Below are 14,584 nucleotides of genomic sequence, written 5' to 3' on the forward strand. Positions count from 1 at the left end.
CGGCGGGACGATTGAACCGGGATTGCGGATCAGCGGTGTTCTCCGTCGGGCCGGGGCGCTATCTGGTGCGCCGATGAGCATCCACGACCGATACGCGGCGCGCGTCGCCGAAGGCAGCATCACGGCCGATCCCGACCAGCAGGGCGTCCTCGACGAGCTCGAGCGGGTTCGCACGGCGATGGCCGAGGCCCCGCCGCCCCCGGGCAAGGCCCGCGGCTTCTTCCGCAAGGCCGCGCCCGCCCCCGAACCCGCCACCGGCCTCTACCTCTGGGGCGGCGTCGGGGTCGGCAAGTCGATGCTCATGGACCTGCTCTACGAGGCGGTCGACGCGCCCAAGGAGCGGCACCACTTCCACGCCTTCATGCAGCAGGTCCACGCCGGCATGAACGCCGCCCGCGCGCGCGGCGTCGACGACGCGATCAGGCCCGTCGCCGAGGACATCGCCGGCCGCCTGCGCTTCCTCGCCTTCGACGAGATGCAGATCACCGACATCGCCGACGCGATGATCGTCGGCCGGCTGTTCGAGCGGCTGTTCGAGGGCGGCGTCACCGTCGTCACCACCTCCAACCGGGTGCCCGACGATCTCTACAAGGACGGCCTCAACCGCCAGCTCTTCCTGCCGTTCATCGAGCTGCTCAAGACGCGGATGAAGGTCGTCGAGCTCGGCGGCAGCGATCACCGGCAGGGGCGGCTGAAGGGCGCGGAGACCTACTTCACCCCCGACAACGCCGCCAGCCGCGCCGCGCTCGAGGACGTCTGGCAGAGCCTGACCGGCGGCGAGGGCGATCCGCTCGTGCTGCGCGTGCAGGGGCGCGACGTGACGATCCCGGGGTTCCACAACGGCGTTGCGCGGGCGCGCTTCTACGACCTCTGCGGCCGCCCGCTTGGCCCGGCCGACTACCTCGCGCTCGCCGAGGCGGCGCGGGTGCTGATCCTGTCCGACATCCCCCGGCTCGGGCGGCACAATTTCAACGAGGCCAAGCGCTTCGTGACGCTGATCGACGCGCTCTACGAAGCCAAGGTGCGGCTTTTCTGCTCGGCGGCGGCGGAGCCGGAATACCTCTACGTCGAGGGCGCGGGGGCGTTCGAGTTCGAGCGCACCACCAGCCGCCTGCGCGAGATGCAGGCCGACGGCTGGGGCGCGGGCTGAGGCCTATTCGGGCAGCACCAGCTCCAGCCCCACATGCAGCACCTCCACATCGCCCAGCCGCGCGCGGTTGGCGGCGACGATGCGGGTGTAGGCGTCCGGATCGCCGTAATGCGCCTCGGCGATGGAGCTGAGGCTGTCGCCGGGCCGCACCACGTAGGTCTCGGGCGTGGCGGTGGCGGCGGGCGCGGCCAGCGCGGGCGCGTCGTCCTCGGGCTGCGGCGCGGCGGTCTGGCGGGGGGCGATCGGTGCGAGCGGCTCGGGCGCGTCGGGCTCCTCCTCGCGCGCCACCAGCTCCAGCGCCACCGGCGCCGCGCTCTCGGGCGCGCCGGGCAGCAGCGGGCGCAGGTCGACGACGCCGCCGGCGATGGCGATGCTCTCGGGCAGGTCTAGGCCCGGCACCGTCGCGGCGCGGGCGAGCAGGTCGCGGATGTCGGCGTCGGGCCGGCCGGCGGTCAGCGCCCGCACCAGCGCGCTGCGCAGCGCGCCGTTGGTCTGCGGGATCGGATCGACGAAGCTCGGCCCGTCGGCGAGGTCGAGCGGCGCGAGGCGCGGTTCAACGGCGGGCATGTCGGCGACGGGCATCTTCGCAAGCAGTTGCGCCGTATCGCGCAGCGCGGCGGCGGCGGCGGACGGGTCGCCAGTGAACAGCGGCTGGCTCTCGGCGCGCGTGACCTGCGGCGCGGGGGCCGGGTCGTCGCCCCAGTAGAGCACCAGCGCGATCACCCCGAGCGCGGCGGCGAAGACGGCGAGGACCATGCGGATCAAGGGCGGGCTCCAGAAAAAAAGCGCCCCGCGCGGCAGGCCCGGGGCAACGACATCTAGGGCAAGAACCGATTCGCGGTCAACAGCGCGGGCCTCAGCCGAGGTTCTCGCGGATCACGTGCCCGGCGAGGTAGAGCGAGCCGCAGATCAGGATCCGCCCGTCGGGATGGCGCTCGGCGATGCGCGCGATGGCGCTGTCGATGTCGGGCGCCTCCGACACCTCGGCGAAGCCCACCGCGCGCGCCTCGGTGGCGGTGACCTCGGCGGGCAGGGTGGCGGTCTCGTCGGGGATCTCGAAGGCCGTCAGGCTCTCGGCCAGCGCCGCGAGGGGGCGCAGGTAGCCGGCGACGTCCTTCGTGGAGAGCATCCCGCAGATGATGTGCGTCGGCCGCCTCGGCATCTGCTCCAGCGTCGCCGCGAGCGCCAGCCCGGCGGCGGGGTTGTGGCCGCCGTCGAGCCACAGCTCGCAGGGCGCGGCGAGCTCGACGAGCCGGCCCTCGCGCAGCCGCTGCATGCGCGCCGGCCACTCGGCGCGCGTCACCGCCGCCTCGCAGGCCGTCTCGCCGAAGCCGAGCAGCCGCAGCGCCGCGATGGCGCCGCCGGCGTTGGCCACCTGGTGCGGGCCGGGCAGCACGGGGCGGGGCAGGTCGAGCAGGCCGGTCTCGTCCTGGTAGACCATCCGCCCGGCCTCCTCGCCGACGTGCCAGTGCTGGCCGTGCACCAGCAGCGGCGCGCCGAGCGTCGCGGCCCTGGCCTCGATCACCTCGAGCGCCTCGTCGTGCTGCGGCCCGACGATGCACGGCACCCCGCGGCGCAGGATGCCGGCCTTCTCGCCGGCGATGTCGGCGAGCCGGTCGCCGAGATATTGCTGGTGGTCGAAATCGACCGACGTGACGATCGTCGCCGCCGGCTCGGCGACCACGTTGGTCGCGTCGAGCCGCCCGCCGAGGCCGACCTCGAGCAGCGTGTAGTCCGCCGGCGTCTCGGACATCGCCAGCAGCGCGGCACAGGTGGTGATCTCGAAGTAGGTGATTGGCTCGCCGCCGTTGGCCGCGTAGCAGCGGTCGAGCACCTCGCTCAGCGCCTTTTCCGAGATCAGCTCCCCGGCGATGCGGATGCGCTCGTGGAAGCGGGCGAGGTGGGGCGAGGTGTAGGCGTGGACGACCTTGCCCTCGGCCTCGAGCCCGGCGCGGATCATCGCCTGCGTCGAGCCCTTGCCGTTGGTCCCGGCGACGTGGATCACCGGCGGCAGGCGGTCCTGCGGGTTGTCGAGCGCGGCGAGCAGCCGCCAAACCCGGTCCAGCGTGAGGTCGATGATCTTGGGGTGGAGCGTCAGCATCCTCTGCAGGATGACATCCGACCCCTCGGTCACCGGCGGACGTCCTTCGCGGCCCCGGCCTCGGGCGGCGCGGGCGTGTCGGTGCGCGCGCCGGTGCCCTCGCCCCCGGCGGGCGCGTCGGGCGGCGGCGCGGCATCGGCATCGGCATCGGCGGGCGCTGGCGCGGGCAGGTCGCCCTGCACGGCCGGGTCGAGCCCCATCAGCATCCGGGTGATGGTGACCAGCTCGGCCTTCATCTCCAGCCGCGTCGTCACCCGGTCGAGCATCCCGTGGTCGAGCAGGTACTCGGCGCGCTGGAAGCCCTCGGGCAGCTTCTCGCGGATCGTCTGCTCGATCACGCGCGGGCCGGCGAAGCAGATCAGCGCGTTCGGCTCGGCGATCTGCACATCGCCCAGCATCGCGTACGACGCCGTGACCCCGCCCGTCGTCGGGTGCGTCAGCACCACGATGTAGGGCAGCCGCGCCTCCTTGAGCATGTCGACCGCGATGGTGGTGCGCGGCATCTGCATCAGCGCCAGGATCCCCTCCTGCATCCGCGCGCCGCCGGCGGCTGAGAACAGGATCAGCGGCCGCTTCAGCTCGACCGCGCGCTCGGCGGCGGCGATGATGGCGTTGCCGACATACATCGACAGCGAGCCGCCGATGAAGGTGAAGTCCTGCGCGGCCGCGACGATCGGGGTGCGCCCGATCTCGCCCTCGGCGACGAGCATCGCCTCCTTCTCGCCGGTCGCCTTCTGCGCGGCCTTCAGCCGGTCGGGGTAGCGCTTCTGGTCACGAAAATGCAGCGGGTCGGCGATCGGCTCGGGGACCTTCACCTCGGTGAAGATGCCGCCGTCGAACAGCGCCTTGAAACGCGCCCGCGGCGTGATCGCCATGTGGTGTCCGCAATTGGTGCAGACATTGAGGTTGTCGGCGAGTTCCCTGTGGAACAGCATCGTGCCGCATTCGTCGCACTTGGTCCACAGGTTCTCGGGCACTTCCCGCCGCGAGAAGATGGAGTTGATGCGGGGGCGGACGTAGTTGGTGATCCAGTTCATGGGGCCCTCATGACGCTCCGGCCCGATCTAAGACGCCCGCCGCGGGAATGCAATCAAGCCGGCCGCGCCGCGGCGAGGCGCAGCACCTCGCCGTAGCCGCGCGCGGTGGTCATCCGCGGGCCGAGCCCGCGGGCGACGAGCAGCGCATGCAGGCGCGGCAGGTTGCGGGCCGGGATGTGCATCACGAGGTGGTGCTCCAGGTGCCAGTTCACCCAGTAGGGCGCGAAGAAGGTGCGCTCCAGCCAGTTGGCGCGGGTGGTGCGCACGTTGCGGAACGGGTCCTCGCTGCGCTCCACCGCGCCGTGCTCGGCGATGTTGCGCACCCGCAGCACCAGCTGGAACCAGGTGAGCAGCGGCAACAGCCAGAAGGCGAGGTACCACCACCACGCGCCCGCGGCCCACAGCAGCGCGAAGATCACGGCGTTGGCGAGCAGGCCCCGGTTCAGCTGGCGGACGAAATAGCCGATCGTCAGGTCGAGCTCCGCCGGGTCGTCCTCCGCCTCGCCGGCCAGGCGCAGATGGTAGGCGAGGCGGATCGCCATCAGCTTCAGCCCGGTGCGCCCGGTCAGGTCGCGCAGCAGCTTGCGCGCCATCGAGGCGCGGGTGGTCGGGTAGCTCGACGACAAGGCGAGGTCGGGGTCAGCGTCGGTCTGGGTGAAGCGGTGATGCTGCAGGTGGTAGCGGCGGTAGGCGGGCAGGTCGGCGAGGATCGGCCGGCCGCAGAGCCACTCGCCGGCCCACTCGTTGAGCCGCCGGTTCGCGAACAGCGCGTTGTGCGCCGCCTCGTGCATCAGGATCGCGAGGCCGAGCTGGCGCGATCCGATCAGCGCCACCGCCAGCAGGAAGGTCAGCGGGTTCGGCCAGAGCGCGAACAGCGCCACGGCCCCGGCGATCATTCCCCAGCAATGGACCAGCAGCGCCACGCCCCACAGGTCCGACCGCGCCGACAGCGCGCGGATCTCGTCGGGGCTCACGTAGCTGCGTCCGGGTTGCATCGCCGCCTCCTCGCGACGCGCCCAGCATAGCAGGACTCCGCCCTGCCGTCGCATCAAGTCTCTGTTCTCGAAGTATCCTCGGGGGGTGAATTGGCCCCGCCGGGGCCAAGAGGGGGGCAGACGGCCCCCCTGCGCCGCGCTCCCCGCCCTTGCCCGCCTGCCGGGGCGGGGCTACAGAGTTGCCGCAACGAGACCGAGGGGAATGCACGTTATGCTCAAGGGCAAGCTGGACAAGTCGAAACTGCCGAGCCGCCATGTGACCGACGGTCCGGCCCGCGCGCCGCATCGGTCCTACCTCTACGCGATGGGCCTCTCGGACGAGGAGATCGCGCAGCCGCTGGTCGGCGTCGCCACCTGCTGGAACGAGGCCGCGCCCTGCAACATCGCGCTGAACCGGCAGGCGCAGTCGGTCAAGCTGGGCGTGCGCGCCGCCTCGGGCACGCCGCGCGAGTTCACCACGATCACCGTCACCGACGGGATCGCCATGGGCCACGAGGGGATGCGCTCGTCGCTGGCGAGCCGCGAGGCGATCGCCGACACCGTCGAGCTGACCATGCGCGGCCATTGCTACGACGCGCTCGTCGGGCTCGCGGGCTGCGACAAGTCGCTGCCGGGGATGATGATGGCGATGGTGCGGCTCAACGTGCCGTCGGTGTTCATCTACGGCGGCTCGATCCTGCCGGGCAAGGTGCCGGCCGGCGCCGACGTCCCGGCCGACTTCGCCACCCGCGACCTGACCGTGCAGGACATGTTCGAGGCGGTCGGCCGGCACCAGGCCGGCGATCTGTCCGATGCCGCGCTCGACGTGCTCGAGCGGGTCGCCTGCCCCTCCGCCGGGGCCTGCGGCGGCCAGTTCACCGCCAACACCATGGCCTGCGTCTCCGAGGCGATCGGCCTGGCGCTGATGAACTCCTCCGGCGCGCCCGCGCCCTACGAGAGCCGCGACCAGTACAGCGTCGCCTCGGGCGAGGCGGTGATGAAGCTTCTCGAGAGCAACATCCGCGCCCGCGACGTCGTCACCCGCAAGAGCCTCGAGAACGCCGCCCGGGTCGTCGCCTGCACCGGCGGCTCGACCAACGCCGGCCTGCACCTGCCGGCCATCGCGCACGAGGCGGGGATCGACTTCGACCTGTTCGACGTCTGCGACATCTTCCGCGACACCCCCTACTTCGTCGACCTCAAGCCCGGCGGCCAGTACGTGGCTAAGGACCTGTTCGAGGCCGGCGGCGTGCCCGTGGTGATGAAGGAGCTGCGCAAGGCCGGGCTGCTGCACGAGGACTGCATCACCGCCAGCGGCGAGACGCTCGGCGAGGCGCTCGACAAGATCACCGGCGAGGCCGACGGCCGCGTCATCCATCCCGTCGCCACCCCGATCAGCAAGACCGGCGGCGTCGTCGGGCTGAAGGGCAACCTCGCCCCGGAAGGTGCGATCGTGAAGGTTGCCGGCATGGACGCCGAGCAGCAGGTCTTCACCGGCCCGGCGCGGGTGTTCGAGTGCGAGGAGGACGCCTTCGAGGCGGTCAAGGCGCGCAGCTACAAGGAAGGCGAGGTCATCGTCATCCGCAACGAGGGCCCCGCCGGCGGCCCCGGCATGCGCGAGATGCTGGCCACCACCGCCGCGCTCTCCGGGCAGGGCATGGGCAAGAAGGTCGCGCTCATCACCGACGGCCGCTTCTCGGGCGCGACGCGCGGCTTCTGCGTCGGCCATGTCGGCCCCGAGGCCGCCCATGGCGGGCCGATCGCGATGCTCGAGAATGGCGACATGATCACCATCGACGCCATCAAGGGCGAGATCTCCGTCGCGCTGACCGAGGAGCAGTTCGCCGAGCGCAAGGCCGCCTGGCCGGGCGCGCGCAAGACGGACTACGCCTCGGGCGCGCTGTGGAAGTACGCCCAGCTCGTCGGCTCCACCCGTCTCGGCGCGGTGACCCATCCGGGCGCGAAGGCGGAGACGCACGTCTACATGGATCTCTGAACGAACGTCGGGGCGGGGTTTGCGCTTTGTGAACTCCGCCCTGATAGTGGAGCGGGCAGCGACACAGGCGGCGGGGCAGGCATGGCGGGCAAGGACGGTCCGATCGAGCGGACGCTGCACCGGGCGACGATGGTCCGCTGGCGGCGCGCGGCCCGGCAGGCCTGGAAGACGAGCCTCCCCGTCCTGCGGCGCCGCTCCAACGCCGCCCGCGCCCTGCGCCAGCACCTCGACGAGCTGCTCCACGTCGCCGGCGAGCGCCTCGCGATGCCGCGCATCGGGAGCGACGCCTTTCCCCGCCCGCACGGCACCGACTGGTCTTGGCGCCCGCAGCTCTGGCGCGGGCCGCTGCCGGTCCGCGGCCGCGCCGGGGTGCCGAGCGGCGAGGCGGTCGGCGACGAGGTGACGGTCTTCCACGATTGCACCATCAGCGAGCTCACCGTCCGCCAGCTGCGCAACCAGCGCGAGGCCGATCTCGCGCCCTACGGGTTGCGGCTGGACGTGTTCCGCTTCGACGGCTCGTTCCTGTCGGTGGTGCTCGACCTGCCGCCCGACGCCGCCGCCAACCTCAGGAAGCGCCACCTGTTGCGGCTCGATGCCATCGTCGAGACGGAGTACCCGCTCGAGATCTTCGCCCGGCTCAACATCCGGCACGGGCCCAACACCGAGCAGGTCCTGCGCGAGATCCCCGCGGGCTCCAGGGAGGTGACGGTCGAGTTCGACGTCGCCTACACCAAGCTCAACGAGAAGCGCGCCGAGAAGCTGTGGATCGACCTGATCTTCGAGAACCCGGAGATGAACCAGATCACGATCCGCGACCTGACCTTCTGCCGCTACCCGCGCGCCGAGCTTTGAGAGGCCGACCATGCCCCGGATGACCCTCACCAAGACCCGCCTCGCCGACGGCACATGGGAAGGCGTGCTCACGGGCGCCGACGACGCGCCGCCGGAGATCGAGGCGCGGCACGGCGAGCAGGTGCTCGGGGGCGTCGAGGTGCGCGCGCTGAGCGAGGGGCAGGGGCACCTGGTCCGGGTGCCGGTCCCGGCGTCGCTCATCGCCGACGGGGTGCAGACGGTGCTGCTGTGTGACAAGGCCACGGGCGCGCGGCTGGCGAGCTTCGCGCTGCTCGCCGGGGACAGCCTCGACGACGACCTGCGCGCCGAGATCGACCTGCTGCGCGCCGAGCTCGACATGCTCAAGAGCGCCTTCCGCCGCCACTGCCAGGAGACCCGCTGACGTTTCCCCCGTGGTGACGATGCGGGCCGACTCCCCCGTATTGTCCGGCTTTGCCCCAATTGCCGCCCCAATCGTGCGCCAGAAACAGCCCTGTTCGATGGCACAAGCACAAAGGGCCGCAGATGGATCGCCTTACGGAAATGGAAGCTTTCGCGACGGTCGTCGACCAGGGCGGCTTCACGGACGCAGCCAAGAAGATGGGCATCTCCAAGTCGGCGGTCTCCAAGCACGTCTCCTCGCTCGAGGCCCGCCTCGGCGCCCGGCTCCTCAACCGCACCACCCGCCGCGTCTCGCCGACCGAGATCGGGCTCGCCTACTACGACCGCGCCCGCCGCGTGCTCAACGATGCCGGCGAGGCCGACGCGCTCGTCACCTCGATGCAATCCGCGCCCTCTGGGCTGCTGCGGATCTCGGTGGCGACGGATTTCGGTGTCAATCACCTGTCGCCGGTGCTGGGGGACTTCCTGCAGGAATTCCCCGAGATCACCGTCAACATGGTCCTCAACAACCGCTACGTCGAGCTGATCTCCGAGGGCTTCGACATGGCCGTTCGGATCGGCGAGCTCGAGGATTCGACCCTGCGCGCCCGCAAGCTCACCGACACCACCAAGCGGATGATCGCGGCGCCCTCCTACTTCGAGGAGTACGGCCGCCCCGAGCGCATCGACGATCTCAACGAGCACAAGCTGCTGCACTATTCCAACCAGTCCAACGGCTCCGTCTGGAAGCTCACCGCCCCCTCCGGCGAGAAGCGCCAGGTGCGCACCGCCGGATGGCTGACGGTCAACGACGGGCAGTCGCTGCTCAACGCCTGCATCAGCGGGCTGGGCATCGCCTACCTGCCCTCGTTCCTCTATGCCGACGCGCTCGCCAAGGGGCTCGTCGAGGTGGCGATACCGGATCTGCCGGTCGAGACGCAGGGCATCTACGCCGTCTACCCGCCGGGCCGCTTCACCCAGCCGAAGGTCCGCGCCTTCATCGATTTCCTCGTGCACACGTTCGCCGAGAGGGGCCCGGACGACTGGTAGCCCGTCTGAACGTGTGTTTGCCAACTGAGCGCGGCCTCGCGGGGCCGCGCCTTTTTCGTTGCGCTCACTCGGTCGAGACGAGGACCGCCTCCACCCGCCGGTTGGCCTCGCGGCCCTCGGGGGTGAGGTTGGACGCGACCGGGGCGAGGTAGCCGACGCCGTCGGCCGTCAGTTGCGCCGGGTCGGTGCCGTGCTCCGCGATCAGGCGGGTGCGCACCTGGTCGGCGCGGCGGCGGGAGAGGGAGATGTTGCCCGCGAGGCTGCCCTGGCTGTCGGTGTGGCCGACGAGCACGACGCGGCGGGCGGGCGCGGCCGCGAGGTAGCGGGCGAGGGCGTCGAGCGAGGCGAAGCTGCCGGGGCCGAGCCGGGCGGAGCCGGTTTCGAAGTCGAGATCGCCGAGGACGACGTGTCCGCGCGCCTCCAGCTCGGCGCCGAGCCCGCCAGTGACGGCGGGCGCTTCGGCGGCGTCGATGCTGACGGCGGCGGCGCCTTCGGGCGCGATCCGGGTGAGCTGCACGAACCCGGCGCGGCTCGTGGTGCTGACGAGCAGCGCGAGGTGCTCCGCCCCCTTCTGCGCCGACAGGTAGCGGTAGTCGCCGAGGCCGACATGCATGTCGGGCGCGGGCAGCACCTCGAGCGCGAAGCGGAAATCGAAGCCGCCGCACTCGCGCGCCGCGCAGGTGAACAGCACCTCGTAGCCTGCCGCCTCGAGCTGGTCGCGTAGCGGCGCGAGGAGCTGGAGCGTCGTCAGCCCCGCCGCCTCCACCCGCCACGCCCGCAGCGTGACGGCCCCCTCCGGGCGGCGCAGCGGCACCGAAGCGCCGTCGAACGGGCCGGTGGCGATGGGGGAGGTGTCGAGCGGGCGGCTGAGGGTGCGGGTGGTCTCGCCGGGAACGTCGAGCGTCAGGGCCGCCGCGGCGGCGGGCGCGAGCAGGAGCGCGAGGAGCGGGCCCCGGATCATCGCGACGGGCGCCGGAGGCCCGGTACGGGCGGGGCGGGGGACGAAAGGCGCGTCATCGGCTCCGGGTCAGGGCGCGCGTCAGGGCGCGTCGGGGTGGATGCGGTAATGGTAGGCCGTGGCGCGCGCGAATCCCATAGAGGCGTAGAGCGCGGTCGCCGCCCGGTTGGCGCGCGTCGCGAGCACGGCGAGCCGAGTGGCATCGTGGGCGTCGGCCCAGCGGCCGACGCCGGAGACGAGCGCATAGCCGAGCCCGCAGCGCCGGTGCGGCAGCGCCACCTCCAGCGCGTGCAGCATCGCCACCTCGCCGTGGCGCGCGACGAAGACGGTGCCGGCGGGCGTGTCGTCGTGGCGGCCGAGCAGCGTGGTCTTGGGGCTGGCCGCGCGCTCCATGATCGCGAGCCGCGACGGACCGATGCCGCCGGCGGCCCAGATCTCGCGCTGGATCGCCAGCGGCGGCCAGGAGGGCGCGACGGCGAGGCGGGGGATCGGGCGGATCACGCTCGCCGTTGGCGCGGCGTAGCCGACGGTCGGATCCTTGACCCGGTAGCCCGCCGCCGCGAGCGTCGCGTCGAGCGCGTCCTCGCCCTCGCGCACCATGAACAGCGGCGGCTGCCCGAGGTCGCGCATCGCGGCCTCGGCCTTCGCGATGTCGGCGTCGGATCCGGGCACGGCCAGCGTCGCCGCGCTGACCCGGCTGCCGCCGCCACCGCCCTCGCGGATCGTCCAGCCGTCGATCTCGCGGCGCGAGACGGCGGGCCAGGTGGCGTCGAGCAGGCCGGTGAGGGTGGCGGCGTCGATCACGCGGGGAACAGCGCGTTGAGCCGCACCATCGCCGCGTCGAGCCGGGCCGCGTCGGTGCCGCGCACGACGACGTTGCTGCCGAACGCGCCGTCGCGCTGGAACGGGTAGGAGCCGAAGCTGAGGTCGGGGAATTCCTCGGCCAGCGCGCGCAGCGGCGCGGCGATGTCGCCCTCGCCGCGCTCGATGCGCAGGCTCTGCGACAGCAGCGGCGTGCCGTGGGCGAGCTTGGTCAGCACCGAGGCGACCATCGCCTCGAAGATCGACGGCACCCCGGCCATGACGTGCACGTTGCCCAGCGTGAAGCCCGGCGCGACGCTGATCGGGTTGTCGATCAGCCGCGCCCCCTCGGGGATGCGCGCCATCCGCAGCCGCGCCTCGGTCAGCTCGGCGCCGGTGCGGGCATAGTGCTCGGCGAGCAGCTGGCGGGCATCGTCGCGCACGTCGATACCCACCCCGAAGGCGCGGGCGATGCACTCGGCGGTGATGTCGTCGTGGGTCGGGCCGATGCCGCCGCTGGTGAACACCTCGTCGTAGCGCTCGCGCAGCGCGTTCACCGCCGCGACGATGGCGTCGGGGTCATCGGCCACCACGCGCGCCTCGCGCAGGTCGATCCCGACCTTGGTCAGTTCGCAGGCGAGGTGATGGGTGTTGGAATCGCGGGTGCGGCCCGAGAGGATCTCGTCGCCGATGACGAGCATGGCGGCGCTGGGGTTCGGCATCTGGCCCTCCTGTTTCTCCAAGGGTATAGGGTCGCGCCATGCGCTTTGCCACTCCCCTGGTCCGCGGCCGCCTGATCCGGCGCTACATGCGGTTCCTCGCCGACGTGCGGCTCGAGGAGAGCGGCGAGGTGGTGAAGGTCCACTGCCCCAACCCCGGCGCGATGACCGGGCTGAAGACGCCGGGCCTGCCGGTCTGGCTCGAGCGCAACGACGACCCGAAGAAGAAGCTCGACTGGGGCTGGCGGCTCGCCGAGCTGCCCGGCGGCCACTGGGCGGGGATCGACACCGCCGTGCCCAACCGCGTCGTCGCCGAGGCGCTGGCGGCGCGGGCGATCCCCGAGCTGCTGCCCTACGAGCGGGTCCGCCCCGAGGTGCGCTACGGCACCAACAGCCGCATCGACTTCCTGCTCGAGGGGCCCGAGGGCGCGACGTGGGTCGAGGTCAAGAACGTCCACCTGCGCCGCGAGGGCGACTGCGCGGAGTTCCCCGATTCGGTGACCGCGCGCGGCGCCAAGCACCTCGTCGAGCTCGCGGAGCGGGCGCGGCAGGGCGATCAGGCGGTGATGCTCTACCTCGTCCAGCGCAGCGACTGCGCCCGGTTCCGCCTCGCCGGCGACATCGATCGCACCTACGCCCGCGCCTTCGATGCGGCGCGTTCGGCCGGGGTCGAGATGCTGTGCTACGGCACCCGGATCGATGCCGGCGGCGTCGCGCTCGGCCGGCGTCTGCCCGTCGATCCCGCGCCGCAGGCACCGGGGTTGGCAATTGTCGACGAAAGCTCCTAGATTCCCCCTGACACCGACGGATTGATACTCTTGGACAACACCCGTGGAAGACTGACGAAGGACGGGATTCGCATCTATGACGATGCGGACTTCGCAGGCATGCGCGCCGCCGGCAAGCTTGCCGCCGAGCTGCTCGACCGGATCGCCCCGCACGTCCGGCCCGGCCAGTCGACAGGCGAGCTCGACCGGCTCATCACCGAGTGGATCGACGCCGCCGGCGCGACTTCGGCGACGATCGGCTACAAGGGCTACCAGCACGCCAGCTGCATCAGCGTGAACCACGTCGTCTGCCACGGCATCCCGGGGCCGAAGGTCCTCAAGGACGGCGACATCCTCAACATCGACATCACCGTCATCGTCGACGGCTGGTACGGCGACAGCTCGCGGATGTACGTCGCCGGCAAGCTCAGCCGCAAGGCGGCGCGGCTCATCGACGTCACCCACGAGTCGCTGATGAAGGGCATCGAGGCCGCGCGGCCGGGCAACACGTTCGGCGACATCGGCCACGCGATCCAGACCTACGCCGAGGCGAACCGGATGTCGGTGGTGCGCGATTTCTGCGGCCACGGGCTCGGCCAGGTGTTCCACGCGCCGCCCAACGTGCTCCACTACGGCCGCGCCGGGACGGGGCCGCGGCTCGAGGAGGGAATGTTCTTCACCATCGAGCCGATGGTGAATCTCGGCCGCGCCGAGACCAAGGTGCTCGCCGACGACTGGACGGCGGTGACCCGCGACAAGTCGCTCTCGGCGCAGTTCGAGCACTCGATCGGCATCACCGCCGACGGCGCCGAGATCTTTACCGGGTCGCCCGGCGGATTATTCCACCCCACATGGTCCTGATCCGCTCCCTGCTGGCGCTGCTGCTCCTCGCGGGCAGCGCCGCCGCCGACGTCGCGCGGATAGAGGCCGCGTGGCAGGACTGGGCGCGCGACGCCCGGGTGCGCAACTCCACCATCGCGATCACCCGCGACGGCGACCTCGTCGGCACCCGTGCCATCGGCCGGCGCAGCGCCGACGCGCCGGCGCCGCTGGCGAGCCTGTCCAAGAGCATCACCGGCGCCTGCGTGCTTGCGCTCGAGGAGGCCGGCCGGCTGTCGCTCGACACCACGATCGGGCAGGCGCTGGGCGGCGCGGGGTTGCCGATGACCGACGGCGCGGCGGCGGTGACGGTGCGCGAGCTGCTGACCCACACGTCGGGCTTCACCCTCGACTCGACGCAGGGCCGCCCCGCGCCGTGGCGCGCCCGCGGCGGCGACCAGACCCTGCGCGTGGCCGCGAACGCGCTGCTGCAGACGCCGGCGCGCAAGGGCTTCTTTTACAACAACGAGAACTACGCCGTCCTCGGCGCGATCATCCAAGCGGTGAGCGGCGAAAGCGCGGCGGGCCTCTGTCCGCGCCTCGTGCTCGCGCCGCTGGGGCTGCGGGCCACGGTGTCGGACGAGTTCGGCGGCGGCGTGCCGTGGGGCGGCTACGAGATGACGGCGGCCGATTTCGCGCTGTTCGCCGCGACGCTACGGCCGCGCCGCGACTGGCCGCGCGCCGACATGGGCTCGGGCGTCAGCTACGGGCCGGGCGTGATCTTCAAGCGCGGCGGCGGCAACGCGGCCTGGTGGCACTTCGGCTCGTGGTGCTTCCTGTTCGGGCGCAGCGCGGGGGCGTATTTCTTCCAGTACCCGAACGGCTGGGGCGTGACCGTCACCTACGACCGCTGCCTGTCGAACGACCAGACGCTGGCGCTGGACGCGGCGCTGACCTCGGCGGTCGGGCGATCGTGAGGGCAGGTGGGCCGGGCTGAAGC

15 protein-coding genes are annotated in these 14,584 nt (G+C 72.0%); 8 read left to right on the plus strand and 7 right to left on the minus strand.

From position 1 onward, the window contains the following. Nucleotides 1-73 precede the first annotated feature (73 nt). Complete coding sequence (gene zapE / locus OG2516_RS12135; RefSeq protein WP_007255975.1) at nucleotides 74-1,150, plus strand: cell division protein ZapE; 1,077 nt, start codon at nucleotides 74-76, stop codon at nucleotides 1,148-1,150. A gap of 3 nt (nucleotides 1,151-1,153) precedes the next feature. Here zapE and OG2516_RS12140 read toward each other — a convergent pair whose 3' ends face one another. The 4 genes from OG2516_RS12140 to OG2516_RS12155 all read right to left on the minus strand — a co-directional run bounded on the left by OG2516_RS12140 (nucleotide 1,154) and on the right by OG2516_RS12155 (nucleotide 5,283). Then, nucleotides 1,154-1,915: a LysM peptidoglycan-binding domain-containing protein gene (locus OG2516_RS12140; protein ID WP_007255976.1), complete on the minus strand. Its 762-nt coding sequence runs from the start codon at nucleotides 1,913-1,915 to the stop codon at nucleotides 1,154-1,156. A 91-nt stretch (nucleotides 1,916-2,006) separates the two neighbouring features. Then, the gene (locus OG2516_RS12145) at nucleotides 2,007-3,284 is read right to left on the minus strand and encodes a bifunctional folylpolyglutamate synthase/dihydrofolate synthase (RefSeq protein WP_007255977.1); all 1,278 of its coding nucleotides are present in this window, start codon (nucleotides 3,282-3,284) and stop codon (nucleotides 2,007-2,009) included. Then, on the minus strand, nucleotides 3,281-4,288 hold the full coding sequence (accD, locus tag OG2516_RS12150) for an acetyl-CoA carboxylase, carboxyltransferase subunit beta (protein ID WP_007255978.1): 1,008 nt from the start codon (nucleotides 4,286-4,288) through the stop codon (nucleotides 3,281-3,283). Before accD ends, OG2516_RS12145 begins: the two co-directional genes overlap by 4 nt. 53 nt (nucleotides 4,289-4,341) lie before the next feature. Next, nucleotides 4,342-5,283, minus strand: a complete 942-nt coding sequence (locus tag OG2516_RS12155) for a fatty acid desaturase family protein (protein WP_007255979.1) — start codon at nucleotides 5,281-5,283, stop codon at nucleotides 4,342-4,344. Nucleotides 5,284-5,494: 211 nt separating this feature from the next. Between OG2516_RS12155 and ilvD the strand changes: the two genes are divergently transcribed. The 4 genes from ilvD (at nucleotide 5,495) to OG2516_RS12175 (ending at nucleotide 9,520) form a co-directional block, all read left to right on the plus strand. Continuing rightward, on the plus strand, nucleotides 5,495-7,258 hold the full coding sequence (gene ilvD, locus OG2516_RS12160) for a dihydroxy-acid dehydratase (protein WP_007255980.1): 1,764 nt from the start codon (nucleotides 5,495-5,497) through the stop codon (nucleotides 7,256-7,258). An 81-nt stretch (nucleotides 7,259-7,339) separates the two neighbouring features. Beyond that, nucleotides 7,340-8,110, plus strand: coding sequence for a DUF6478 family protein (locus tag OG2516_RS12165; protein ID WP_007255981.1), 771 nt, complete (start codon nucleotides 7,340-7,342; stop codon nucleotides 8,108-8,110). A gap of 10 nt (nucleotides 8,111-8,120) precedes the next feature. Then, nucleotides 8,121-8,492, plus strand: coding sequence for a hypothetical protein (locus OG2516_RS12170; RefSeq protein WP_040615187.1), 372 nt, complete (start codon nucleotides 8,121-8,123; stop codon nucleotides 8,490-8,492). Between the two features lie 122 nt (nucleotides 8,493-8,614). After that, nucleotides 8,615-9,520 carry a LysR family transcriptional regulator gene (locus tag OG2516_RS12175; RefSeq protein WP_040615189.1) on the plus strand — a complete coding sequence of 302 codons (906 nt, stop codon included), beginning with the start codon at nucleotides 8,615-8,617 and terminating at the stop codon, nucleotides 9,518-9,520. 64 nt (nucleotides 9,521-9,584) lie between these two features. Here the strand turns inward: OG2516_RS12175 and OG2516_RS12180 are convergent, their stop codons facing one another. The 3 genes from OG2516_RS12180 to OG2516_RS12190 all read right to left on the minus strand — a co-directional run bounded on the left by OG2516_RS12180 (nucleotide 9,585) and on the right by OG2516_RS12190 (nucleotide 12,001). Further along, nucleotides 9,585-10,481, minus strand: coding sequence for an OmpA family protein (locus OG2516_RS12180; RefSeq protein ID WP_007255984.1), 897 nt, complete (start codon nucleotides 10,479-10,481; stop codon nucleotides 9,585-9,587). A gap of 78 nt (nucleotides 10,482-10,559) precedes the next feature. Next, nucleotides 10,560-11,282, minus strand: a complete 723-nt coding sequence (locus OG2516_RS12185) for a GNAT family N-acetyltransferase (protein ID WP_007255985.1) — start codon at nucleotides 11,280-11,282, stop codon at nucleotides 10,560-10,562. Further along, on the minus strand, nucleotides 11,279-12,001 hold the full coding sequence (locus tag OG2516_RS12190; RefSeq protein WP_007255986.1) for a competence/damage-inducible protein A: 723 nt from the start codon (nucleotides 11,999-12,001) through the stop codon (nucleotides 11,279-11,281). The genes OG2516_RS12185 and OG2516_RS12190 overlap by 4 nt, the downstream gene beginning before the upstream one ends. Before the next feature lie 38 nt (nucleotides 12,002-12,039). Between OG2516_RS12190 and sfsA the strand changes: the two genes are divergently transcribed. Genes sfsA through OG2516_RS12205 form a run of 3 tightly spaced genes read left to right on the plus strand, consistent with a single transcriptional unit; the run spans nucleotide 12,040 to nucleotide 14,561 of the window. Further along, nucleotides 12,040-12,786, plus strand: coding sequence for a DNA/RNA nuclease SfsA (gene sfsA / locus OG2516_RS12195; RefSeq protein ID WP_007255987.1), 747 nt, complete (start codon nucleotides 12,040-12,042; stop codon nucleotides 12,784-12,786). A gap of 30 nt (nucleotides 12,787-12,816) precedes the next feature. Further along, nucleotides 12,817-13,626, plus strand: coding sequence for a type I methionyl aminopeptidase (map, locus tag OG2516_RS12200; protein ID WP_040615192.1), 810 nt, complete (start codon nucleotides 12,817-12,819; stop codon nucleotides 13,624-13,626). Beyond that, a complete protein-coding gene (locus tag OG2516_RS12205) occupies nucleotides 13,617-14,561 on the plus strand; it encodes a serine hydrolase domain-containing protein (RefSeq protein ID WP_007255989.1) in 945 nt (314 codons plus the stop codon). Before map ends, OG2516_RS12205 begins: the two co-directional genes overlap by 10 nt. The last annotated feature ends 23 nt before the right edge of the window (nucleotides 14,562-14,584 follow it).

Origin of the sequence: Oceanicola granulosus HTCC2516, assembly GCF_000153305.1 — a bacterium.
Taxonomy (GTDB): Bacteria; Pseudomonadota; Alphaproteobacteria; order Rhodobacterales; family Rhodobacteraceae; genus Oceanicola; species Oceanicola granulosus.

Excerpts from the sequence above, each read along its gene's own strand:
- zapE (WP_007255975.1), top strand. The coding sequence starts at position 74 with ATGAGCATCCACGACCGATACGCGGCGCGCGTCGCCGAAGGCAGCATC.
- accD (WP_007255978.1), bottom strand. The coding sequence starts at position 4,288 with ATGAACTGGATCACCAACTACGTCCGCCCCCGCATCAACTCCATCTTC.
- OG2516_RS12155 (WP_007255979.1), bottom strand. The coding sequence starts at position 5,283 with ATGCAACCCGGACGCAGCTACGTGAGCCCCGACGAGATCCGCGCGCTG.
- ilvD (WP_007255980.1), top strand. The coding sequence starts at position 5,495 with ATGCTCAAGGGCAAGCTGGACAAGTCGAAACTGCCGAGCCGCCATGTG.
- OG2516_RS12165 (WP_007255981.1), top strand. The coding sequence starts at position 7,340 with ATGGCGGGCAAGGACGGTCCGATCGAGCGGACGCTGCACCGGGCGACG.
- OG2516_RS12170 (WP_040615187.1), top strand. The coding sequence starts at position 8,121 with ATGCCCCGGATGACCCTCACCAAGACCCGCCTCGCCGACGGCACATGG.
- OG2516_RS12175 (WP_040615189.1), top strand. The coding sequence starts at position 8,615 with ATGGATCGCCTTACGGAAATGGAAGCTTTCGCGACGGTCGTCGACCAG.
- OG2516_RS12180 (WP_007255984.1), bottom strand. The coding sequence starts at position 10,481 with ATGATCCGGGGCCCGCTCCTCGCGCTCCTGCTCGCGCCCGCCGCCGCG.
- OG2516_RS12190 (WP_007255986.1), bottom strand. The coding sequence starts at position 12,001 with ATGCCGAACCCCAGCGCCGCCATGCTCGTCATCGGCGACGAGATCCTC.
- sfsA (WP_007255987.1), top strand. The coding sequence starts at position 12,040 with ATGCGCTTTGCCACTCCCCTGGTCCGCGGCCGCCTGATCCGGCGCTAC.
- OG2516_RS12205 (WP_007255989.1), top strand. The coding sequence starts at position 13,617 with ATGGTCCTGATCCGCTCCCTGCTGGCGCTGCTGCTCCTCGCGGGCAGC.